Here is a 22,494-nt window from a genome sequence, read left to right as displayed (position 1 = left end):
CGAGATACGACGCTGAGCCCCGTACTGACCGTGCGTTTCGGAACCGGGACGGATTCACTTCCGCCCTCCTCCGGGAACGCTTTTTAAGCCCCACCTCCAAAGGAAAACGATGGAACTCGACGATCATGCCGAGGATCTCGCCTCCGACCTCGGTGTCGACAAAGAGGAGGTCAAAGACGACCTGCAGAACTTGGTGGAGTACAGCGTGCCGGTCGACGAGGCCAAACAGAGCCTCCGGCGGAAGTACGGCGACGGGCAGAGCGGCGGCGGCGGGACGCCATCGGCGAAGGACATCGCCGACATCACGCCCGACGACAGCAACGTCACCGTCACGGGCGTCGTCCTGACGGCCGGTGAGCGGTCGATCCGCTATCAGGGTGACGACCACGTCATCGTAGAGGGGCGACTGGCCGACGAGTCCGGCGTCATCGACTACACCGCCTGGGAGGACTTCGGCCTCGAGCCGGGCGAGACGATCACGGCGGGCAACGCCGGGGTCCGTGAGTGGGACGGCGAACCCGAACTCAACCTCGGCGAGAGTACCTCGCTGTCGATCGATTCGGAGTCGCTCGACGTCCCCTACGAGGTCGGCGGTGAGGCACAACTGGCCGACCTCCGGACCGGCGATCGCGCAGTCAGTATCGAGGTCGACGTCCTCGAGTGCGAGCGCAAGACGATCGACGGCCGCGACGGCGAGACCGATATCCTAAGCGGCGTCTTCGGCGACGAGAGCGGCCGCCTCCCGTTCACGAACTGGGACCCTGCGCCGGAGATCGAGGACGGCGGGACGGTTCGTATCGAGAACGCCTACGTTCAGGAGTTCCGCGGCGTCCCCGAAGTCAACGTCTCGGAGTTCTCGACGGTCACCGCACTCGACCGGCAGATCGAGGTCGGGAGCGATACCTCGACGATGGACGTCGCCGATGCCGTCGGAACCGGCGGTATCTACGACGTCGAGATCGTGGGGAACCTGCTCGCGGTCCGTGACGGCTCCGGGCTCATCCAGCGCTGTCCCGAATGCTATCGGGTCGTCCAGAAGGGACAGTGCCGGACCCACGGCGACGTCGACGGGATCGACGATCTGCGCGTCAAGGCGATCCTCGACGACGGGACCGGTACCGTCACCGTCGTCCTCGACGACGAACTCACCGAGCGGGTCTACGGCGGCACCCTCGAGGACGCCCTCGAGCAGGCCCGCGAGGCCATGGACCAGGAGGTCGTCGCCGACCGGATCCGCGAGCGCATCGTCGGCCGCGAGTATCGGGTACGCGGCCACCTCTCGGTCGACGAGTACGGCGCGAACTTAGACGCCGAGACGTTCGAGGAGAGCGACGACGATCCGGCCGCGCGTGCGACGGCCTTCCTCGAGGAGGTGGACGCATGAGCGCGAACGACGACGAGGAGGTCCCCGGACGGGAGATCGCCTACCGCCTGTTCGCGGCCGAGTACGACGACGCCTCGCTGTCCTACGCCGAGAGCGACGAGGAACGGGCTCCGAACTACGTGATCTCGCCGACCGGCGCGCGGCTCAACCGCGTCTTCGCGGTCGGCACTCTCACGGAGGTCACGTCGGTCAACGAGGAGATGGTCCGGGCCCGCGTCGTCGACCCGACCGGCGCGTTCGTCGTCTACGCCGGCCAGTACCAGCCCGACGAACTGGCCTTCCTCGAGGGAGTCGAGCCGCCCGAATTCGTCGCGGTAACCGGCAAAGCACGGACCTTCCAGCCCGAGGACGGCGACCAGGTTTACACCTCCCTGCGCCCCGAGAGCATCGCCACGGTCGACGCCGACACTCGGGACCGCTGGGTCGTCAGCGCGGCCGAACAGACCCTCGAACGGATCGGTACCTACGCCGGCGCGGCGGACCTCGACGCGGACGGCGAGGACCTGACCGACGCGCTGCTCGAGGCCGGCGTCGAATCCGGGCTGGCAGCGGGGATCCCGCTCGCACAGGATCACTACGGCACGACGCCGGCGTATCTGGCGGCGCTGCGTGAGTGCGCCCGCGAGGCCTGCGAGGTCGTCGCCGGCGAGCGCGATCAGGTGAGCGGGCTCGACCTCGCGCCCGACACCACGAGTCCCGAGTACGACGTCTCGTTCGCGTCGCTGGCCGATCTCGACGGCATCGACGCCGACGCGCTCGAGTCCGAGCCGGCGGAACCGATGGCGGCGACGGCCGGCGGGAGCGGGGCGGCAACCGATCCCGACGACGCACACTCGGGCTCCGCGGCGGGGACGGCCACCGAGACCGATTCCGGGACCGAAGACGCCGCGATCGACGTCGACGCCGACGGGACGACGACCGATCAGGGAGAGACCGCAGGTGTGGTCACCGAGGACTCGTCAGTCGAGGACGCCGAATCCGAGACCGCGTCCCTCGAGGCCGACGAACCCGAAACCGAGACGGCGGCCGCTGATACCGCGGCCCCGACTCCCGACGACACCGGCGAGTCGACGAGCCCCGAATCCAACGACGGTGACGCCGACGACGACCTCGGCGACTTCGACGCCGGCGCGATGGACGACGGCGGGATGTACGAGATGGACGACGAGGAGCGTGAACAGCTCGAGGAGGAGTTCGGCGCGGAGTTTACGACCGGTAGCCAGGTCGAGGAGCCCGGCGAGGCGGAGATCGATGTTCCCGAGCCGGACGAACCGGCCGACGACCCCGCGGACGCGCCGGAACCCGACGATGCCGACGCGGAGTCCGCGACCACCGAAGCGGGCGACTCCGACGCCGACGACGGGCTCGGGGAACCGCCCGAATCCGGTCTCGAGGCCGACGACGCGAGCGACGCGTCGGAGCCCGACGCCGAGCCGGAGGCGGCGGTGACGGCGGACGAGTCGGCCGACGAGGCGGCAGCCGAGACGGACGACACCGAGAGCGACGCGGAACCGGCCGACGACGTCGACCTCGAGGACTACGTCGTGGAGACGATGGAGGAACTCGATGACGGCGACGGGGCCGACCGGACGGAACTGGTCGAGGCAGTCGCCGACGACACCGGAGCCGCCCCCGAAGACGTCGAGGAGGCCATTCAGGACGCACTGATGGGCGGGCAGTGTTACGAACCCGACGACGAGACGCTGAAAGCGATCTGATCGCGAACGGATGCGCGACGATTCCCGCCGGCGCGACGGGGCCGCACCGTCGAGGCAGCCGCTGGTCGAACCCGTCCCCAACGAACCGGCCGCGACCGCGACGATCGGCCGTGACCGCGCCCTGCTCGTCGCCGACTACCACGCCGGCTACGAGGCGGCGTTGCGGTACGAGCGCGGTGTCGACGTCCCCAGTCAGGCCCCGGACCGCCGGGAGCGGCTCGAGGCCCTGCTCGAGCGGATCCGACCCGACCGACTGGTCGTCTGTGGCGATCTGATGCATTCGATCGGCGATCCGGGCGGGGCCGAACGCGGCGAACTCGAGGTGCTGTTCGAGTCGTTCCCGAGCGACCTCGCGGTCACCGTCGTCAAGGGCAACCACGACGGCCGGATCGAGACGTGGCTCGGCGAGAGCGACGATATCAGTGCGACGGTCGAGGTTGTCGCCGGCGCGGGTGTTGCCCGCGGCGACGTCGGCGTCTGTCACGGCCACACCTGGCCCTCGCGGGCCGTCCTCGAGAGCGACGTGGTCTGTCTGGGACACGAACACCCCTGTGTCCGACTCGAGGACGAGGTCGGCGGGAGCCGCGTCGAGCGAGCGTGGCTGCGGGGGCGACTCGCCCCCGACCCGTTTCGCGACCGGCCGGAATACGAGGGCGTGTCGTGGCTCGAGGGGGCGGCCGAGCCGCCGCGAGCCGTAGTGATCCCCGCGTTCAACGAACTGGTCGGCGGGACGTGGACCAACGTCGCCGGCCAGTCGTTTCTCTCGCCGTTCCTTCCCACGGGGCTGGCCGACGGCGAGGCGTACCTGCTCGACGGGACCCGGCTCGGTCCCTACGAGTCGGTCTGATTCGACGGCGGGACCCCTCCGATCCGATCGAAACGTTTCAATTAAAAACTATTTTGGCGAGAGAGGCCCAACGAGGGATATGTCTCTCCGGAAACCGTCGGCCCCGTTCTTTTCGATCGTCCTCGGCGGATACGTCGGGGCACTCACGCTGTGTGCGACCAGCCGCGTCCTCGGCGCGGCGTACACGGCGTTGTGGCCCGTCGCGATCGGTGCGTGTGCCGGGCTGATCGCGGCCGGCTGGTGCCATACGCGGTCCGCGCTCGCGACGACACTCGTCCGAACGCGGTTGTACGCCCTCCCGGTCGCGGTGATCGTCGCCGGAGCCGCCGTCGTCCCGGTCCTCCCGGCGGTCGGCGTGCGCGGCCTCGAGCCGTGGCTCCGCGAGTGGATCGTGGAGTTCTTCGTCTTCAGTCTCGGCGGCGCAGTCGCCTATCTGGTCACGATAAACCGCTACGTCACCGCACTCCACGAACGGGAGTCGGTACTGGCCGAGTGGCACGCCCGGCCGGACCGCCGGTATCGGCGGTTGCTCCGCGCTGGCGGGCTCGTTCTCGGGTGCAGCCTCCTCGTCGTCGGGTTCGCGCTCATCTTCGTCCTCGAGCCGAGCGTCAATCCGCTACCCGCGTTCGGCGGTGCCCTCATCGGACAGGCGATCACCGCCGGCCGGCCCCGGACCTACACGCTGTTCGAAAGCGGGCTGTGTGTCCACCGGTCGAGAACGATCAACTACCAGTTCGTGCCCCGATCGCAGTTACGGGCGGTCGATCTCACTGCCGACCGACTCGAGATCGAACGCGGGCTTCCGTGGCCGCTCCCGATCCGGTGTGCCACGGCGACGGTGGCACACCCAGACCGGGTCGCGGACGCGCTCACGCGGGTCCTCGAGTCCGCCCCGGCGGCCGACTAACGACGCCGCCGTCGTCGCGCGGCGAGACCGCCGCCTACCGCCGAACCGTCTCCGATCTGATCTCGTCGCCATCGCGCCACTGGAAGTAGTAGTACTCGGTGCCGGCGATCTCGGTCACCGAGACGCTCGCGCGTTCGGGGACGCCGTCGGGGTACGTGGCCGGCCCACCGTCGTCCGGAGACCGGTCGTCTTCGTCGTCGCTTTCCTTCCACGCCGCCAGTTCCTCGAGGTACGCACTCGCCGCGCGAAGCGCCGCCGGCTCTCGGGTCGCGAGTTCGTCGAGTGCCTCGTGGCCAACGCGGTCCAACTCCGTCGGCGGGGTCGGCCGCTCGTCCGCGGTCATACTCGCTGCTGGGAACTGACGGTCCGTAAAACTCGTCGTTCCGTCGAGACGGTCGTCGGGACCGGCCAGTGACGCGGTGTCACGACCCATATCAGGTCCTAGTATCCATTAGTACCCCAATTACGTGTGGATTTATATACACGAACGAGGTCGCTGAGAGTGACAATGATCTCACAGACACAGCGGCAAAAGACGCTCGATCCGGTTCCGGACGACCTCGAGTCGGCCCGTGCGAAGTTGGTGTACCTCTACCTCGAGGTGGCGGAAGGCGCGACGATCGAGGAAGTTGGAGAGATACTGGCGATGAAGAAGATCAACGTCCTGAGCGTGTTGCACTCGCTGGTCGACGCCGGCCACGTCGAAAAACGGGAGTCGGCCTACATCGTTGCGAACTGAGCGGGCGACGACGAGCCGCGGAGACGGGAGCGTCGGCTGACTGACGACTGGCGGGACGGAAATCGGTTTCTCGGCGTGCCGTCGCGGTCGCCGGTTCATACGGTCTCCTGTCCGTCAGTACTGGTGGGACCGCAGGACGGTCGCGGTCCCACCGGGACATCGGGACAGCAAACCGTCTCAGAAGGTCTCGAGGTAGCGGTCGATCTCCCACTGGGAGACGTCGACGAGGTAGTCCTCGAACTCCTGGCTCTTGGCCTCGACGAACTTCGGCCCGACGTGGTCGCCGAGCGTCTCGTAGATGACCTCGTCCTCCTCGAGGGCCTCGACGGCTTCGCCGAGGTTGGTCGGCAGCGTGTCGATGCCGTACTCCTCGCGTTTTGCCTCGTCGAACTCGTAGATGTTCTCCCGGATCGGGTCGGGACACTCGAGGTCGCGTTCGATCCCGTCGAGGCCGGCGCTGATGAGCGCCGCAAGCGCGAGATACGGGTTACAGGACGGGTCGGGGAAGCGGGCCTCGATGCGGGAGGCCGCCGGGACCCGCGCGGCCGGCTTGCGGATCAGCGCCGAGCGGTTGCGGTCGGACCACGCGACGTAGACCGGTGCTTCGTAGCCGGGCACGAGGCGCTTGTAGCTGTTGACGGTGGGGTTCGAGACGGCCGTGATCGCCGGTGCGTGTTCGAGGATCCCGGCGATAAATGACTGTGCGGTCTCCGAGAGGTCGAACTGGCCGTCCTCGTCGTGGAAGGCGTTCTCGCCGTCCTCGGTGAACAACGAGAGGTGGGTGTGCATCCCCGAGCCGTTGATGCGCGGGATCGGCTTGGGCATGAAGGTGGCGTGCTGGCCGTGCTGAGCGGCGATCGCGCGGACTACTGTGCGGAAGGTCCCGACGTTGTCGGCCGTCGCGAGCGCGTCGTCGTACTCGAAGTTGATCTCGTGTTGGCCCTTAGCGACTTCGTGGTGGCTCGCTTCGATCTCGAAGCCCATGTCCTCGAGGCCGTAGATGATGTCGCGGCGGACGTCGCTGGCGAGGTCCTTCGGCGCGAGGTCGAAGTAGCCGCCGTGATCACCGGTCTCGGTCGTGGCGCGGCCGTCCTCGTCTTCCTCGAACAGGAAGAACTCCGGTTCGGGCGCGGCGTTGACCGTGTACCCCATCTCGTCGGCGCGCTCGAGGGTGTTCTTGAGGACGCGGCGCGGGTCGCCCTCGAAGGGTTCGCCCGTCGAGGTGTCGATGACGTCACAGATCATCCGGGCCGAGGCCCCGTCCTCGCGGTTTTGCCACGGCAGGACCGCGAACGTCTCGGGGTCGGGCTTGAGCCGCATGTCCGATTCCTGAATGCGGACGAACCCCTCGATCGAGGAGCCGTCGAAGTAGATTCCCTCGGTGAAGGCCTTCTCGGCCTGTCGAGCCGGCACGGAGACGTTCTTGACAGTTCCCAGAATGTCCGTGAACTGCAGGCGAAGGAAGTCGATGTCTTTCGCCTCGATTTCGTCCAGTACCTCCTCTTCGGTAGCGGTTAGGTTCCCGTTCGTCATCTTCTGCTCGCCTATGCCAACGGATTCTACTATTAAAGCTCTACTGTTGTGGGCGAATATACGCAAATGTAGCAAAAAGTGGCCGTACGTCGATTATAATAGGTAATATTCGGTGGGTGGCTGACATCGGCAGGAAGACGGCGATGAAATTGAATAGTTGTGGAGCGGCCGCGTCCCAGCCGCCGGCAATCAGCACCGAGATCGGGTACCTGGATCGAGAAATATCAGAAGGTAGATTGCTTGGATTCGAGCAGGTGCCGGACCGTCACCGGCGTTCGAACCGCCCGCTCCCACGCTGCCACTGGTTCGGACGACGGCCGCTCACGTGACCACTCCGTCCGGCGCGGGCGCTTCGTGAGCGTCGTCTCACACTCCGGACAGACGTACGCGACGCAACGCTTTCGCGACTGGAACACCCAGTCGCCGTCGATCGGACTCGAGTGATCACACTCCCAGCAAAACAGCGTCACCTTTCTCAGTGTCGACGTGCCGTCGTCGTGGGCAGTTGTGGGCCGGGTCATCGAGCGTGGGTACAGGACCGACGCATAAAGTTACACTCCGTGCAGCGTTCACACAATACAGCGAAACGGTGAATCCGGTCCGCGACAACGTCTCCGCACGTTCGAAATGAGACGCGTTCACACCGGACAGTCGCGTGGCCAGCCGACGCGACCGTCGCTCGAGGGTCACCGTCCGTCAGGGGTTTCAGCGACCGAGTCGTACCTGGGATATGGCCGCGACCAGTAAACCGCGTCAGCTCGAGACCGGCGACGACGTAGACGAGTTCGTGGCGAGTCACGACGTCGCGCTCGTGGAGTTCTACACGAGCGGCTGTGCGCTGTGTCAGGCGATGGAACCGGTCCTCGGCAACGTCGCTCGCGCAACCGATGTCTCGATCGGAATGGTCAATCCCGGCGACGACATCGGCCTCGTCGACCGGTTCGACATCCGGTCGGTACCGACTCTGCTCCTGTTCGAGGACGGCGAGGAGGTCGCGCGGCTGGCCGACGGATTCCAGGGCGGCGATGCCGTAACCGACTTCCTCGAGTCGAACGTTCCCGAAGCAGTCGACGCCGACTGACCGGCTTCCAAGGTCCGCCGCACGTCCGAGAACCCTTATGCCCGCTCGCTCGCATGCCTTTCCTATGCCCGACGAGGAGGGGGCCGACCTGCTCGCGCTCCGGTGTGACGCCGTCGCTGACTTGGACGACGCGGCGGTCCGCGACGCCCTCGAGTACTTCGGTCCGGACCTCGTCTACGTCGTCCGGGAGTCGTCTGACGTCCGCGTCGTGAGCCGGGTCCGACGGGCCGCCGACTGTCCCGTCGTCGCCGCTGCCGGCCCCGCGGAGATCCGGACCGAAACCGTCGCGGGGACCTCGTTCGTCTTCGCATCGTCGGCATCCCTGCTGGCGGACGCGCCACCCGCCGACTACGTCGTCTGTGACGACCTCGAGCCGACGACCGACGCCGTCGCGCTCGAGGCGAGGCTCGCCGGCCGCGAGGCGATCGGCCGCTACCGCGCTCGCTCGAGCCGAGAGACGACGTTTCTAACCGGCGCGCTCACAGCGAGCTACGACCACGTCTGGGAAACGACGGTCGACGGTGTTCCGGTCCGGTTGCCGATCCGCGGGGTCGCTCCGCTGGAACGGTCGGGAGCGGTCGAACTCGCTTGCCTCACCTGCGGCCGAACCGGCTCGGTCGCGGTGTCGTCGGTCCCGGCCGACAGGTTCGGACTGGGGGCGCTGTCGGGCGTCGGTCCGACGATAGCCCGGCGGCTCCGGGACACCGGCTACGGGACGCGCGCAGCCGTCGCCGCGGCGTCCGCGACGTCACTGTCCTCGATCGACGGGATCGGCCCGTCGACGGCCCGCGAGATCGTCCACAGCGCGCGAGCGCTCGCCGACGGCCGCGTCGTCCGGACGACGGCGGATCCGCTCCCGCCGACCGACGACGCGACGCCGCTGTTCGTCGACATCGAAACCGACGGGCTCCGGCCGACGATCGTCTGGTTGATCGGCGTCTACGACCCCGACCGGGAGGCGTACGTCGACTTCGTGGACACCGAGCCGTCCCGCGAGGACCCGGGGCAAGCGACCCGCGAGTTCGTCTCGTGGCTGGCCGCCGAGTACGATGCCCCCTCGCTGGTCGCGTGGAACGGCCACGGGTTCGATTACGACCACCTCGAGCGCTTCGTCGCCCGCTACACGCCCGAGTACCGCGCGTACTGGCACGATCACGTCTCGACGCACGACCCCTACGACTGGGCGGTCCGCCGGGACAACGCCGTCCTGCCGGGTCGAACGAACCGGCTCGAGGACGTGGCCGCCGCACTGGGCCGGGACCGAACGGGGGCCGCGGCCGCGATCGACGGCAAAACGCTGGCCGAGCGGATTCGGCGGCTGCTCGAGGGCTCGAGTAGTGCGGACGGGGGATCCGGATCGGAGGGGGCGACCATCGACTGGACGGCCGCCCGCCGGTACTGCGAGGCGGACGTTCGCGAACTGGCCGCGGTCTACGAGGCGATCGCGGCGGCCCCACTCGAGACGGAATCACCGGGAGAGCAAGCGGACGGATCCACGGCGGAACCGACACAGACTGGACTCACTGATTTCTAGTATGCGACCGCAAGACTCCGACGGACCGATCGACGGCTGGGACGACACCGGCTCGGACGGCCTCGCCTTGACCGCCGAGGAACTCCGCGAGACGTATCCCGACGCCCGCTACGGCGGACAGTGCCGCGAACGGTTCATACTGCCGGCCGAATCCGCCGATCACGTCCCCGCGAGGGAGGTACTGCCGCCCGACCTCGCCGCAAAGCTCGCCGTCGATCCCTGGCGCCATCAGGCCGACGCGCTCGCGGCGCTCGAGCGCGGCGAGAACGTCTGTGTCACGACCTCGACGTCCTCGGGGAAGACCTACGTCTACGCGCTGGAGATCGCGCGGCGGTTCCGCGAGAATCCCGACGTGCGTGCGCTGCTGGTCTACCCGACGAAGGCGCTCAGCCGCGATCAAGAGCGGGAACTCAACGACCTGTTCGACGACCTCGGGCTGGACGTCACGGTCGGCGTCTACGACGGCGACACCAAGCGCCGGGAGAAGTCCCGCATCCGCGAGGAGGCGAACGTTGTCATCACGAACTTCGCGGGGCTGAACCAGTACCTCGAGGGCCACCACCGCTGGGCCGCGTTTCACGCGGACTGCGACCTGCTCGTCGTCGACGAAGCCCACGCGTGGACCGGGGTCAGCGGGATGCACGCCGCCTGGATCCTTCGGCGGGCCCAGCGGGTGATCGAATGGTACGGCGGCGACCCCCAGTACGTCCTGACGAGCGCGACGATCGGCAACCCGGCCGACCACGCCGAGGCGCTGACGGGCGAGCCGGCGACGGTGATCGACGAGGACGGCTCCCCGAGCGGCCGCCGCCACCTCGTCTTCTGGGACCCGCCGGCCGACGGCGACGCGGGCGAGGGCGGCCGTGACGGGGACGACGAGGGGGACGACTGGCGACCGAGCAAACGCCCCGCCACCGTCGAGGCCCCCGAGGTGTGGGCCCACTGCTGTTATCACGGCGTTCCCTCGCTGCTGTTCTGTGACTCGCGGAAGGGGACGGAACTCGCCGTCGGTCGCGCACAGGAGTTCCTCGAGACGCCGTCGCTTCCCTACAGCGGCAGCGCCGACCTCGCCGCGTACAACGCCGGCCACGGCAAACGATCGCGGCGAGGTACCGAAAACCGCCTCAAGAGCGGTGACCTCGACGGCGTCGCGACGACCAGCGCGCTCGAGGTCGGCATCGACGTCGGCGGGATCGACGGCACCGTCCTGCTGGGGTATCCCGGCTCGAGACAGTCGTTCTGGCAGCGGATCGGCCGCTCGGGACGTGGCGAGCGCGAGGCCCTGTCCGTGTTCGTCCCGAGCCACTCGACGCTCGATCAGTACGTTCGCAATCACCCCGAATACCTGCTCGAGGAGGAACCCGAGAGCGCCGTCGTCGACCTCGAGAACAACCCGGTCTACCTGCAGCACCTGCGGTGTGCGGCCCAGGAACTGCCCCTGCGCCGCGAGGACGCGGCCCGGTTCGGCGGGCGCGATCGGCTCGAGCAGGCCGTCGAGTACGGCCGCCGGACGGGCGACTTCGAGGGCTCGCTCGCGGGTGGGATCACCTACGCCCACCGCGACCGGCCACAGGACGAGATCAGCCTCTACGCCTCGGGCGGGGATTCCTTCGAGGTCCGACTGGCCGGCGAGGGCTCGATCGATCACCAGCCGATCGGTCGCGCACGCGCGTACCGGGACTATCACGAGGGCGCGACGGTGCTGTATCGGGGCGACCAGTACGAGGTGGTCGAACTCCGCGAGGATCGACCCCAGCCGTATGTGAAACTCCAGACGGCCGACCTCGACTACTACACTCAGTCCCAGCGCCGGACGACGATCTACAACACCGAGGTCCGCGAGTCGCGCGCGGCCGGCGATTTCCGGCTCAACTGGGGGTACGGGACCGTGACCGTCCACCACGAGACGTTCATGAAACGCGACCTCGAGTCGGGCGACGTCCGCGCGGTCGGCCTCGAGACCGGCGTTCCACCCCTGGAAATGCGCACCCAACTGTGCTGGGCCGAAGTCCCCGCGGACGTGGAACGGGCGGTGACGGCCGCCCACAGCGACTATCACAACGACGAGTGCGAGGAGCTACCCCCGCGGCTCCACGGCTACCTCGGGGGGATCCACGCCGTCGAACACGCGATGATCGCCGTGGCCCCGCTCGAGTTGACCGTCGACGCAGCGGATCTCGGCGGGCTCGCGACCAACCGGCTCCCCGACGGGACCGACGCGAGCGGCTGGTTCATCTACGACGGGATCGAGGGCGGGCTGGGCTTTTCCCGGCGCATCTACGAAGAGTACGAGGCGGTCGCACGGCGGGCCCGCGATCTCTGGGTCGACTGCGACTGCGGTCGCGACGAGGGCTGTCCCGCCTGTCTCATGAGCGATCGCTGTGGGAACGACAACCGGCCCCTGTACGGCCCCGCCGCGCGGGACGTGATCGAGGCGCTGCTGGACGAGGGCAGCGCCTCCCTATACCCAGATCTCGCGGACGAGGACCGCGACGAGCGCCGCCCGCCCGCGTCGATCTCGTAGCGGCTACTCCTCGGGCGCTAACTCGCTGGGGTCGAGTTCGCCCGCGAGGTAGCGTTCACCGGCGTCGGTAACCTCGTAGACACCGGGCATGTGACGCTTCAGGAGGCCGTATTTGGCCAGTTCCCGGCACCGATAGGCGGCGAAATTCGCCGGACAGATCCCCGCCTCGTCGAACTGGTTCGGTTCGAACACGTCTTCGGACTGCATGAACTCGAGGATCCGCTCGTCGGCGGGGTCCATCCACTCGGCGTCGGTTTCTGCCTCGTCCGGCTCGGTCTCCTCGTCGGCCGCGCCGGACGCGTCACTCTCGGTCTCGACCGACGGGTCGGCGTCGGCGTCGGGAGTTGCGTCGTCCATGTGCGTACGTGACGGTTCTAGTCCGGGAGTATGTTTGCGTATCGATCGACCGGATCGCGCCGTCCCACCGGCTCGGACGGGATCGGCCCCGCCGGTCCGTCCGCATCGGCGACGGGATCGACGGACCGCAGGCTACGACCCGCGCCCGTCGGGCACGCCGTAATCGACGTGGACGTTCGGGGTCGCCGCCGGTTCCCGGCCCGTGATCCCGCGATCGACGAACGTGACGTCGGTCAGGTCGCCGGAGAACCGAACCGTCACCGTCTCGGACTCGACGGTCCCTTCGACGCTCGTGCCGGAGCGGACGGTCACGTCCGCCGTTCCGGATTCGGCGGCCAGGTCGATCCCGCCGTCGACGGTGATCTCGAAACTCGAGGGGGTCCCCTGCCCAATGATCGTCAGCGTGTTCGGATGACCGACTGCGCCGGTGTCCGACGGCGTTCGCGTCGCCGCGATCGTCGCGGCCGGTTCGGTTTCGGCCGGCAGCCGCGTTCCCTCGTCCGTCTCGGTGGGACGTCCCTCTTGGTCGACCGTCGCGTTCTGGCGTGTCATCTAGTGAACGCAGTCGAGGATGGACCCATAAGCCTTCCCACTGAACTAACGGTAAGCAAAGACGAAATATAACCGCTCGAGCCGGAAACGAGCGGCGTTTTGTGATCGGTCGCGTCGGTGTGGCCACCGGAACGGGACGCCGTCGGCGGTCGGCGCGTCGGGTGAACCTAGGGGAACGACTCTGTCACCGGTTGCCGTACTCGAGGGGGATGGACTCGAAACGACCCGACGTTCGACTCGACGACGCGCCCGACGAAGAAGGACGCGTTACCGCACGGAAACGCGAGGGATCGTCCGGTTCACTCGTCGATAGACTCCGCCGATTCTTCGGCCGGTGACGACACCGGCCGTCACTCCGTGTTCTCGAGCAGTCCGAGTTCATCCGCGACCAGGTCCGCGATCCGATCGGCGATTTCCGGGTCGACTTCCGCGACGGCATCGCCGTCGTGAAGTTGGTCGTTGTGTCGTTCGATCGCGTCGGCCACGTCCGAGAGCGGGACGCGGGAGGTCGTCTCGCAGTCGGGACAGACGATGGGAACGCGGGGGGTCTCGTCCGAATCGTTCGCGGTCGTCATTTCCCGGGTGTCTCGCGTCGACCGTCAAAACCTAATTGGTTCCGGCGGCCGACTATAACCCGTCACTCGGGACCGACTGCGTCGCGAGGCCGCCACCCCGAAACGACGGGCGTCGGGATCAGGTAGTAGGCCGTCATGTAATGCCATACCATATCTGCCGTTCGACGGATTCTACCGGCGATTTTCGCGTCGTTCCCGACGCGTTGGCCAGCAGAATTATTGTGGTTCGAACCAATCGTCCGATAGACGGGGGTACGACAGTCTGTCGGTGGGGCGACCCACTCGATCGTCACCCCGTCGTCACACAACGGAGCTCCATGGTTCCCGGCTACATCCGGTAGCCGTTCCCTGTCTTTCGTCTCCTCGAGTTCGAAAGCGACGCATCCCGGTAACCGCCCGCCTTAACCGCGACGGCGAGCGAGGACGGCAACGGACAGCGCGACGAGCGCACTGACGACGCCGAAGCCGGGCATCCTGTCATTGCTCTCGGCATCCCCGTCGTCACCGGTTTCGCCGTCCGATGCCGGGTCGGACCCGTTCGGTGGATCGCTCGAGTTGTCGGGGTCGAACCGCTCGTCGGCGGGGGCGTCGAGCTGCAGGACGACGACCACCTGGCCGTGGGTCGAGTTCTCGGCCGCGTTGTATGTCCAGCCGCCGCCCGCCTCTTCGTAGGACTCCGCGGCGGCGACCGGGTCGATATCGGTGTCCCAGCCGTCGCCCGCCGGTTCCTGTTGGATATAGCCGGCGACGTCGATTCGGTCGGCGTATTCGCCGCTGATCTCGGCTTCGCCGTAGGTGAGGGTCGCGTCTTCGGGGTTCCCGTGGAACTCGAGGCAGTGGGAGTCCATATAGCCGTCGCCCTGTGCGACGTCCGGACTGGTTCCGAACTGATCGCCGTCGAGCGGGAACTCGTAGTGGTCGTCCATGGGGAACTGGACGGTCATCGGATCGGCGTCGGAGTGCCACGTCGTCGCGCCGCCGGTCGGGACGGTCACGGACGTGTTCGGCACCGACTCGCCGATGACTGGGTCGCCGTTTTCGTTGACCAGCGAGACGCAGACTTTCCCGGAGCCGTCACCGAGGTACGGGCTCCGGTACTCGTCGCGCGGATTCTCGTAACTGACCCAGCTGCCGTCGTCGGCCGCCGCCTCGAAGTAGGGATCTCCCTTCTCGGGTGCGGGGTCGACGTATGCCGCCTCCGAAACGGTCCCGTTGTCGTCCGGATCGGCCTGCGCGGCGACCGCCCCGGAACCCGCCGCGACGAGGCTGCCGATCACGGCCAGTCCGAGCCCGAGCGCGAGGAGCGTTTGCCACCGCTTCGGGCCGTCCGTACCGCGTGCGTCGGCCATGGTTATGCGCCCCTCTCCGGCTCGATTCTCCGGGCGTCGAGCGGGCGATCGATCAGCGTCGACGACTGTCGTTTACTTCTATATGTCATCGACCTGCCGTACCGGATCGGCTATCCTATATATGAGCCGCGTACTCGAGCGGTAGCAGGTCGTTACGAGGCGTAGGCGGTCGTTTGAATGATCGGTGGCCGTCGAAACCGACACCTACTGCTGGCTCCGACACCCGAGCCGGACGGCCACGACTTTGCTGGCGAGACGACGGCCGGTCCGTCGATTCGTCGGCTTCGATTGCCGGTACGATCGATGAGAGTTGCGTATTATCCAATAAGTGGTGATCATATAGAATATTATCTTGACTGTTTTTGAATGGTTAGACTTAACACCCATCACTTGGCACTGCGTGGTATGGCAGGAAACGACAGTGACTTCGAGCGGATCCTGACGAAGAAAGATCTCTTCGTACTCGCGTTCGGCGCGATGATCGGCTGGGGATGGATCATCCAGACCGGGTTCTGGATCGACGAAGCGGGTGTGGCCGGGTCGGTACTCGGCTTCGTCGTGGGCGCGATCATGGTGTGCGTCGTCGGACTGATCTACGGAGAACTCACGTCCGCGATGCCGTTCGTCGGCGGCGAACACGTGTACAGTTTCCGGGCGCTCGGCCCGCTCTGGTCGTTCGTATGTACGTGGTCGCTCGTCCTCGGCTACGTCGGCGTCGTCGTCTTCGAGGTCGTGGCGCTGCCGTCCGCAATGGCGTTTATCGTGCCCGGATTCAACGTCCTCGAACTCTGGACGGTCGCCGGCGAACCGGTGTACGCGTCCTGGATCCTCGTCGGTGGGATCGGGGCGATCGTAATGACAGGGCTCAACTACCGCGGCGTGAAACCCGCGGCACAGTTCCAGACGCTGCTAACGCTCGTGATCGGCCTTGCGGGCGTCATGCTCGTCATCGGTGCCCTGTTTAACGGACAGACCCAGCCGAACCCGCCGCTGTCGGACGTCGGGACGGCAGGCGTCGCCACGGTCGCGATCATGACGCCGTTCATGTTCGTCGGCTTCGACGTCATTCCCCAATCCGCCGAGGAAGCGGACGTCCCGCCCCGTGTCATCGGGCTTCTCATTCCGGCGGCGGTCTCGCTGGCCGCGCTGTTCTACGTCGGCGTGATCTGGGCGTCCGGGCAGGCCATGCCCGGCGTCGAACTCGTCGAGAGCCCGCTGCCGGCTGCCGCGGCCATGGAAACGATCTTCAGCAGTCAGTTGATCGGCCGCATCATGGCGCTGGCCGGCATCGCGGGTATCCTCACGAGCTGGAACTCCTTCCTGCTGGGGGCCAGTCGCGCCGTCTTCGCGCTCGCCGATTCGGGGATGATCCCGCGACGGATCAACGCGCTCCACCCCGAGTACAACACGCCCTCGACGGCGATCGTCCTCATCGGCGGACTCTCGATCTTCGCGCCGCTGTTCGGCGAACAGATGCTGGTCTGGATCGTCAACGCGAGCGGGCTCGGCCTCGTCGTCGCCTGGTTCCTCGTCGTCGTCTCGTTCCTCGTTCTCCGCTACCGAGAGCCCGGCCTGAACCGCCCGCTGAAGCTCCCGTTCGGATACGCGTTCGGGGCCGCGGGGCTGGTCCTGACGCTCGGCTTCATCGGCCTCTATCTCCCGGGCGGGCCGTCCGCGCTTGTCTGGCCCTACGAGTGGGCGATCGTCCTCTGCTGGACGCTGCTCGGCGTGGTGCTGTATGGAATCACCTCGACGGACTCGGAGATCGAACTGGCCGATCTGGAGCCGAGCGAACTCGAGTGAGTGCTGCGACAGTCCGTCGGGAGTCAGTCCTCGTCCGCGGTCGACTCGACTAACGTCTCGAGTTCGAAGTCGTTCAGCGGATGCGGTTCGTCCTTGACCGTTTCGACCACGAACTGCGAACTCGTGCGAACGACCTCGTCGATCGCCTCGTAATCGCTGATGAGACGGTTGACCATCTCCCGGTCCGCCAGATGTGCGATGACGATGAAATCGGTGTCCCCCATCGTGAAATACACCTGATTGGCCCCTTCGATGGCGGCGAGTTGCTCTCCGACGTCCTCGTGATACTGTTCGTCGTACTCCGCGATGACTTCCGTGACGACCGTGATCTCCAGTCCCAACGCCTCGAGGTTGACGTCCAACAGGTCGTTGGTCACGACGCCGTCCTCCTTGAGTTTCGTGAGCCGGTAGTGGACGGTCGATTTCGGGATATCGGTGTACTCCGAGATCTCGTCGGGACTTCCCGTTCCGAGTTCCGCGACGGCCTGTAGAATGCGAACGTTTCGCTCGTCCATGTCACGGATATTCGTCCACTCCGATAAACAACATTCGAATATCGGGTCCGTCACCGGACGAAAATCGGACGGCGTTCGATGGCTCGGCCCGGCGCAGAGTCCGATCGCTCCGACGGCGTCGCGGAGGTGGAGCCAGATCTGTGTATTGAGTCCTAGATACTATAGTTTATTAGGACCCAGTCTAGAAGTATGTAGTATGTCCGAACAAGAGCCCAGGAGAGCGGCCGATCGCGAATCGAACGCGGCCGTCGTTTCGGCCTACGAAGACCACATGATGCCGATCTGGAAATCACTCGATGTCCCCGTCAAACGGGCCTCGGGCTGTACGCTCGAGGACGTCGAGGGCAACGAGTATCTGGACGTCTTCGCGGGGATCGCGGTGACGAACGTCGGCCACGGGAACGAGGCCGTCGTCGACGCCGCCAAAGACCAGCTCGAGGAGTTCGTCCACGGCTGTTCGTACGTCCATCCCAACGAGCCGGTCGCCGACCTCGCCGAGCGGATCGCCGACGTAACGCCGGGCGATCTCGAGAAGACGTTCTTCTGTAACTCCGGAACGGAGGCCGTCGAGGGCGCGGTCAAGCTCGCGCGGAAGTACACCGGATCGAAGGAGGTCATTTCCCTCGAGATGGGCTTTCACGGCCGGACGCTTGGTAGTCTGGCACTGACGGGCAACAAGTCCTACAAGCAGGGGATGGCCCCGACGCTCAACGACGTCGCCCACACCGCGCCGCCCTACGGCTACCGGTGTCCGCGCTGTGAGGGCGGAGAGTGTAACTCGGGGTGTGCCGACGAACTCGAGCGCGTGATCGGCTCTCATACGAGCGGCGACCTCGCGGCGATCGTCGTCGAGCCGGTGATGGGCGAAGCCGGGATCGTCGTGCCGCCGGAGGGCTGGCTCGAGCGGGTCCAAGAGATCGCTCACGACCACGGCGCGTTGCTGATCGCCGACGAGGTCCAGACCGGCTACGGTCGGACCGGCGAACTGTTCGCGAGCAGCCACTTCGACGTCGAACCCGATATCCTGACCCAGGCCAAGGGGATCGCGAACGGGCTGCCGCTCGGGGCCTTTACCGCCACCGCGGAGATCGCGGACGCCTTCGAGTCCGGCGACCACCTCTCGACGTTCGGCGGGAATCCGGTCGCCTGTGCGGCCGCGCTGGCGACGATCGACGAACTACAGGACGGGATCGTCGACGACGCCCGCGAGCAGGGCCAGTGGCTCGCCGACGAACTCGGCGCGCTCGAGGCCGAGTACGACGTCGTCGGGCAGACCCGCGGGCTCGGGCTAATGTGGGGCGTCGAACTCGTCGATCCGGAAACGACGGGGCCACAGAACGTGTCGCCGGCCCCGGACAGCGACCTCGCGGCCGCCGTCAGCGACTACCTCCGCGACGAATCGAACGTCGTGATGGGGGTCGGCGGCTACTACAAGAACGTCATGCGGTTCCAGCCGCCGCTGACCATCTCGCGCGACCAGTTGCAGTACGCCGTCGACGAACTCCGTGCCGCGCTCGAGACGGTCGCCTGAGTCCCGATGCGTTCGGACGCTGAGTCGAACTGAAAACGATCGGTCGGTTCGCACGAACCGTCCGCTACTGCCCGCCTCACTCGTCGTCCGATAGCGATAGACCGGACAGCGAGCCGTCGACGGCGGTGAAGTCGGTACACCCACACTGACGGCCGTCTCGGCGACCGCCGATCGGGCGGAGCTTCTCCTCACCCAACTCGAGGGCCGCACAGAGTGCCCCGCACCGTTCGCAGACGGCGATCGTTCGCCGGTTGTTCCGTTTCATCTATCGCCGCACCGCCACTTGGCCAACCGCAAGTATCGGTGTGAGGACGCGAGCGACACTATCGTCGCTCTTGAACGTCAATGTACACCCGATCGCAGGACAACGTTGCGATCGGTCTGTAACTCGTTTCAAGAGCGACGATAGGTCTGTTACCACTGCCGTCCAACGGGCCGGACGGCCGCGTTTGCGACCCGGTCGCGTCCGCGGGCCACGCGATCGCCGGCCCGCCGCTTTTCGGTCGGGTAGCGATAGCTCGAGCCATGAGCGACGGACCCAGCCGCGACCGGGCACAGGACAGCGCGGAACGACGGAAAGCCGAGCGGGCCGACAACACGGAGTCGATCCTCGAGGCCGTCGAACGCGATCTCGGGGAGCTGGAGTATCCGGTCACCAGCGAGGAGCTGGCGACGGAGTACGCCGACGACCCCATCGACATGCCAAACGAGACGGAGTCGCTAGGGAGCGTCTTCGACCGGCTGGCGGGCGAGCAGTTCGACTCCCCCGAAGCGGTCCGGGAGGCGGCCTACGGCGAGATCACCGGCGAGGCCGGCGGCCCGAACGAAGCCAACCCCGAACGCGACCTCCGAGAACTCGACGAGGGGAAGGGGGACTCGCTGACCGAGAGCGGCGGGGACGACCACTGACCCGACGGCGGGATCGTGCCCTCGCTCGCGGGCCGATCGACGGACCGCCGCGCCGTCGGTCGGATCGTGAGAGATAGTAGCCGCTGAAACGATGGACACGCCGACCGCGATGCGGTCGTGCGATCAGGGTGTCCACTGACGGTCAGTGGCTGCGATAGCAGAACGGATTTACGTTCGCGTCGCCTGTTTTCGCGTATGGATTACGAATCGAGCCTCGACCGCGCGATGGAGGACGTCCCCGATATCGGGGGCGACGAACAGCGACTGCAGATCCCCGATCCCGAGCCACAGAAAGACGGTGCGTTCACCCGCGTCACGAACCTCGACGAGATCGCGGACGTCCTCTCGCGGGACACCGAACACGTCCACCGGTTCATCCAGCGCGAACTCGGTACCAGCGGCAAGCTCGACGACGGCCGAGGCCGGTACAACGGCACCTTCTCCCAGCAGGACTTCGATGCGGCCATCGACGCCTACGTCGACGAGTACGTCCTCTGTTCGGAGTGTGGCCTGCCGGACACCCGCCTCGTCCGCGAGGACCGCACGCCGATGCTGCGCTGTGACGCCTGTGGTGCCTTCCGCCCGGTGACCAAGCGCTCGACGGCCAGCCAGCAGCAACAACAGCAGGAGGCAGTCGAGGAGGGCAAGACCTACACCGTCGAGATCACCGGCACCGGCCGCAAGGGCGACGGCGTCGCGGAGAAAGGCGAGTACACCATCTTCGTCCCCGGTGCCGAGGAGGGCGACGTGGTCGATATCTACATCAAGAACATCTCCGGGAACCTCGCGTTCGCTCGGCTCGACTGAGTACCCCTTTTTCGCCGCACTCGCGGTTTCGACGACACGACCCAGCGTGACGATAGTCAGCGGGCCGACTCGGGGACCGCCTCCGGCAGACAGACGACCTTTTCGCGGCCGACCCGGTAGCGGGCGATCACGCCTTCGTCCTCGAGTTCGGTCAGGAGGCGGCTGAGCGACGCCGCCGACCAGCCGTACCGGTCGGCGAATCGGTGCTGTTTGATCCGACCGCCGTGTTCGACCAGCACCGCCCTGACGTATTCGGCGGGCGTGAGACCGTACGCGACGAGGTCGCCCCTGCTGGTCGGCCCATCGTCGGGGTCGACGATCCCGGTCGCGATCGACGACTCGTCGTCCGACCCACCTTCGGCAACGGCCGCTCGGTCGGCACTCGTCCGGCCGTCGGTCGCGTCACCAGTCCGGGACCGACCCGACTCGAGCCGGTCGCGAGCGGTCGATCGCCCCTCGCTGGTCCCGGTCGCACTGAACGCGTCGGTACAGGCTCGAACGGTCCGGCCCACGGCCGTCGTGAGCCGGGATCGGAACGGCACATGTCGTTGGGACATCGTACGTCCGACTGGCCGCGACGGTTTCAAAGGGGTATGCACAAAACCACCCAAAAGGTCGTGACCCGCCACCGACGGACCGCGAAATTAAAGTCAGATTGTGCTAGTCACACCACTGTGGGAGTATCGTTCGACCTCTTCGGGACCTTGGTAGACGCCGACAGACCGACCGACCCGGCCGCCGCGGTCGCGGCCGAACTCGAGAAGCGGGACGTTCGAGTGCCCGACGACTGGGCCGACGCCTACGCGGAGCCACACATCGATGCACCCGAGGGTGCGGAGATCCCGTTACCGGCCCACGTCTCGCGGGCGCTTGCAAGCCGCGGCGTCGACTACGAGGGGAACGCGGCCAGACGGGCCGTCGTCGCGGCGTTCGATCCGGACGTCGAGACCAGACCCGGCGCACGCGAGGCGGTCGCGGCCGCCCGCGAGCGCGGTCCCGTCGCGATCTGTTCGAACTGCAGCGTCCCGGAACTCGTCGGTCGCACGCTCGTCCGCTCGGCGTTCGACCGCGACGATTTCGACGCCGTCGTCTCGAGCGTGGGCTGTGGCTGGCGCAAGCCAGCCCCCCAAATCTTCGAGTTGACCGCCGACGAACTGGGCGTTGCGCCCGCCGCCCTCGTCCACGTCGGCGACGACCCCGGCACCGACGGCGGGGTCGAGGCCGTCGGCGGCACGGCGTTGCTCCTCGAGGAGGTGTCGCTCGCGGACGTTCCCGACCGGCTGGCCACGGTGTCGGCCGACGAACACAGCAGTAATGACTGAACGCTGCCCCGCTCCGACTAGCATGGAGGCGACGCCGGTGTGCTGACGACGCTTGCGGTCCTCGGGCTGGCGTTCAGCCTCGACCTGCTGATCGGGGAGCCGCCGACGGCCGTCCACCCGGTGGCCTGGTTCGGCCGACTCGTCGACGTCGTGGACCGGAACTGGGCCGGCAGCGAGCGGGGACAGCGGCTGGTCGGAGTCGCCGTCGCCGTCCTCACACCGCTGGTCCCCGCCGCCGTCGCCGGCGGTCTCGTCCTCGTGGCGACGCCGCTGCATCCGATGGCCGGTCCCGTCGTCGCCGCGCTCGTCCTCTTTCTGACGACCAGCCTGCGCTCGCTGCTCGAGCTGACCCGGGACGTGGTGGCGGCGACCGACGGGGACCCTGATCGAGCCCGCGAGCGGGTCCGCGGGCTGGTGGGCCGGGACACGTCCACCCTCTCGCCGGCGGGGCTTCGTAGCGCGGCCGTCGAGAGCGCGGCCGAGAACCTCGCCGACGGGCTGGTCGCG

General features: G+C 67.1%; 24 protein-coding genes. 14 read left to right on the top strand and 10 right to left on the bottom strand.

What is annotated here, in order from left to right; translation table 11 throughout:
• The first annotated feature begins 109 nt into the window (after positions 1-109).
• The 4 genes from ACERIM_RS15505 to ACERIM_RS15490 all read left to right on the top strand — a co-directional run bounded on the left by ACERIM_RS15505 (position 110) and on the right by ACERIM_RS15490 (position 4,856).
• The gene (locus ACERIM_RS15505) at positions 110-1,384 is read left to right on the top strand and encodes a Single-stranded DNA binding protein (RefSeq protein WP_373633385.1); all 1,275 of its coding nucleotides are present in this window, start codon (positions 110-112) and stop codon (positions 1,382-1,384) included.
• Entirely contained in the window at positions 1,381-3,102 is a 1,722-nt protein-coding gene (locus ACERIM_RS15500; protein WP_373633384.1) for a hypothetical protein, read from the top strand. The genes ACERIM_RS15505 and ACERIM_RS15500 overlap by 4 nt, the downstream gene beginning before the upstream one ends.
• Before the next feature lie 10 nt (positions 3,103-3,112).
• Positions 3,113-3,949 (top strand): metallophosphoesterase, encoded by an 837-nt coding sequence (locus tag ACERIM_RS15495; protein WP_373633383.1) that lies wholly within the window; start codon positions 3,113-3,115, stop codon positions 3,947-3,949.
• A 79-nt stretch (positions 3,950-4,028) separates the two neighbouring features.
• Positions 4,029-4,856: a hypothetical protein gene (locus tag ACERIM_RS15490; protein ID WP_006649492.1), complete on the top strand. Its 828-nt coding sequence runs from the start codon at positions 4,029-4,031 to the stop codon at positions 4,854-4,856.
• A gap of 34 nt (positions 4,857-4,890) precedes the next feature.
• On the opposite strand, the gene ACERIM_RS15485 is transcribed toward ACERIM_RS15490, so the two are convergent.
• Entirely contained in the window at positions 4,891-5,199 is a 309-nt protein-coding gene (locus ACERIM_RS15485; protein WP_373633382.1) for a hypothetical protein, read from the bottom strand.
• Positions 5,200-5,364: 165 nt separating this feature from the next.
• On the opposite strand from ACERIM_RS15485, the gene ACERIM_RS15480 reads away from it, so the two are divergent.
• A complete protein-coding gene (locus tag ACERIM_RS15480) occupies positions 5,365-5,595 on the top strand; it encodes a MarR family transcriptional regulator (RefSeq protein ID WP_373633381.1) in 231 nt (76 codons plus the stop codon).
• A 177-nt stretch (positions 5,596-5,772) separates the two neighbouring features.
• Here ACERIM_RS15480 and glnA read toward each other — a convergent pair whose 3' ends face one another.
• Together glnA and ACERIM_RS15470 are read right to left on the bottom strand one after the other, a co-directional pair.
• Complete coding sequence (gene glnA, locus ACERIM_RS15475) at positions 5,773-7,128, bottom strand: type I glutamate--ammonia ligase (protein WP_006649494.1); 1,356 nt, start codon at positions 7,126-7,128, stop codon at positions 5,773-5,775.
• Positions 7,129-7,352: 224 nt separating this feature from the next.
• Positions 7,353-7,649 carry a hypothetical protein gene (locus ACERIM_RS15470; protein ID WP_084813306.1) on the bottom strand — a complete coding sequence of 99 codons (297 nt, stop codon included), beginning with the start codon at positions 7,647-7,649 and terminating at the stop codon, positions 7,353-7,355.
• A 209-nt stretch (positions 7,650-7,858) separates the two neighbouring features.
• On the opposite strand from ACERIM_RS15470, the gene ACERIM_RS15465 reads away from it, so the two are divergent.
• From ACERIM_RS15465 to ACERIM_RS15455, 3 genes are all read left to right on the top strand, one after another.
• Complete coding sequence (locus tag ACERIM_RS15465) at positions 7,859-8,209, top strand: thioredoxin family protein (RefSeq protein WP_373633380.1); 351 nt, start codon at positions 7,859-7,861, stop codon at positions 8,207-8,209.
• Between the two features lie 64 nt (positions 8,210-8,273).
• Positions 8,274-9,743, top strand: a complete 1,470-nt coding sequence (locus ACERIM_RS15460) for a ribonuclease H-like domain-containing protein (RefSeq protein WP_373633379.1) — start codon at positions 8,274-8,276, stop codon at positions 9,741-9,743.
• Between the two features lies 1 nt (position 9,744).
• Positions 9,745-12,267, top strand: a complete 2,523-nt coding sequence (locus tag ACERIM_RS15455) for a DEAD/DEAH box helicase (RefSeq protein WP_373633378.1) — start codon at positions 9,745-9,747, stop codon at positions 12,265-12,267.
• A 3-nt stretch (positions 12,268-12,270) separates the two neighbouring features.
• Here ACERIM_RS15455 and ACERIM_RS15450 read toward each other — a convergent pair whose 3' ends face one another.
• From ACERIM_RS15450 to ACERIM_RS15435, 4 genes are all read right to left on the bottom strand, one after another.
• Entirely contained in the window at positions 12,271-12,624 is a 354-nt protein-coding gene (locus ACERIM_RS15450) for a hypothetical protein (protein WP_049966231.1), read from the bottom strand.
• Between the two features lie 132 nt (positions 12,625-12,756).
• Complete coding sequence (locus ACERIM_RS15445; RefSeq protein ID WP_373633377.1) at positions 12,757-13,176, bottom strand: hypothetical protein; 420 nt, start codon at positions 13,174-13,176, stop codon at positions 12,757-12,759.
• A gap of 350 nt (positions 13,177-13,526) precedes the next feature.
• On the bottom strand, positions 13,527-13,751 hold the full coding sequence (locus ACERIM_RS15440; RefSeq protein WP_006649500.1) for a hypothetical protein: 225 nt from the start codon (positions 13,749-13,751) through the stop codon (positions 13,527-13,529).
• Between the two features lie 401 nt (positions 13,752-14,152).
• On the bottom strand, positions 14,153-15,100 hold the full coding sequence (locus tag ACERIM_RS15435) for a PGF-CTERM sorting domain-containing protein (RefSeq protein WP_373633376.1): 948 nt from the start codon (positions 15,098-15,100) through the stop codon (positions 14,153-14,155).
• A gap of 405 nt (positions 15,101-15,505) precedes the next feature.
• Here ACERIM_RS15435 and ACERIM_RS15430 point away from each other — a divergent pair, with 405 nt between their 5' ends.
• Positions 15,506-16,903 carry an APC family permease gene (locus tag ACERIM_RS15430; RefSeq protein ID WP_373633375.1) on the top strand — a complete coding sequence of 466 codons (1,398 nt, stop codon included), beginning with the start codon at positions 15,506-15,508 and terminating at the stop codon, positions 16,901-16,903.
• 23 nt (positions 16,904-16,926) lie between these two features.
• Here the strand turns inward: ACERIM_RS15430 and ACERIM_RS15425 are convergent, their stop codons facing one another.
• Positions 16,927-17,418, bottom strand: a complete 492-nt coding sequence (locus ACERIM_RS15425) for an Lrp/AsnC family transcriptional regulator (RefSeq protein ID WP_006179786.1) — start codon at positions 17,416-17,418, stop codon at positions 16,927-16,929.
• Positions 17,419-17,614: 196 nt separating this feature from the next.
• On the opposite strand from ACERIM_RS15425, the gene ACERIM_RS15420 reads away from it, so the two are divergent.
• Positions 17,615-18,949, top strand: coding sequence for an aspartate aminotransferase family protein (locus tag ACERIM_RS15420; protein ID WP_373633374.1), 1,335 nt, complete (start codon positions 17,615-17,617; stop codon positions 18,947-18,949).
• A 76-nt stretch (positions 18,950-19,025) separates the two neighbouring features.
• Here ACERIM_RS15420 and ACERIM_RS15415 read toward each other — a convergent pair whose 3' ends face one another.
• A complete protein-coding gene (locus ACERIM_RS15415; protein ID WP_373633373.1) occupies positions 19,026-19,214 on the bottom strand; it encodes a hypothetical protein in 189 nt (62 codons plus the stop codon).
• Between the two features lie 260 nt (positions 19,215-19,474).
• On the opposite strand from ACERIM_RS15415, the gene ACERIM_RS15410 reads away from it, so the two are divergent.
• Together ACERIM_RS15410 and ACERIM_RS15405 are read left to right on the top strand one after the other, a co-directional pair.
• A complete protein-coding gene (locus ACERIM_RS15410; RefSeq protein ID WP_373633372.1) occupies positions 19,475-19,858 on the top strand; it encodes a hypothetical protein in 384 nt (127 codons plus the stop codon).
• Between the two features lie 195 nt (positions 19,859-20,053).
• Entirely contained in the window at positions 20,054-20,665 is a 612-nt protein-coding gene (locus ACERIM_RS15405; RefSeq protein ID WP_006179789.1) for a translation initiation factor IF-2 subunit beta, read from the top strand.
• 56 nt (positions 20,666-20,721) lie between these two features.
• Here the strand turns inward: ACERIM_RS15405 and ACERIM_RS15400 are convergent, their stop codons facing one another.
• Positions 20,722-21,222: a helix-turn-helix transcriptional regulator gene (locus tag ACERIM_RS15400; protein ID WP_373633371.1), complete on the bottom strand. Its 501-nt coding sequence runs from the start codon at positions 21,220-21,222 to the stop codon at positions 20,722-20,724.
• A gap of 117 nt (positions 21,223-21,339) precedes the next feature.
• Between ACERIM_RS15400 and ACERIM_RS15395 the strand changes: the two genes are divergently transcribed.
• Together ACERIM_RS15395 and ACERIM_RS15390 are read left to right on the top strand one after the other, a co-directional pair.
• Positions 21,340-21,987 carry an HAD family hydrolase gene (locus ACERIM_RS15395; RefSeq protein ID WP_373633370.1) on the top strand — a complete coding sequence of 216 codons (648 nt, stop codon included), beginning with the start codon at positions 21,340-21,342 and terminating at the stop codon, positions 21,985-21,987.
• A gap of 39 nt (positions 21,988-22,026) precedes the next feature.
• Positions 22,027-22,494 (top strand): CobD/CbiB family cobalamin biosynthesis protein (locus ACERIM_RS15390; RefSeq protein WP_373633369.1); only part of this gene is annotated, 468 nt, incomplete at its 3' end.

Source organism: Natrinema sp. H-ect1, assembly GCF_041821105.1.
GTDB lineage: Archaea > Halobacteriota > Halobacteria > Halobacteriales > Natrialbaceae > Natrinema > Natrinema thermotolerans.
This window is presented reverse-complemented; position numbering and strand designations above follow the sequence as displayed.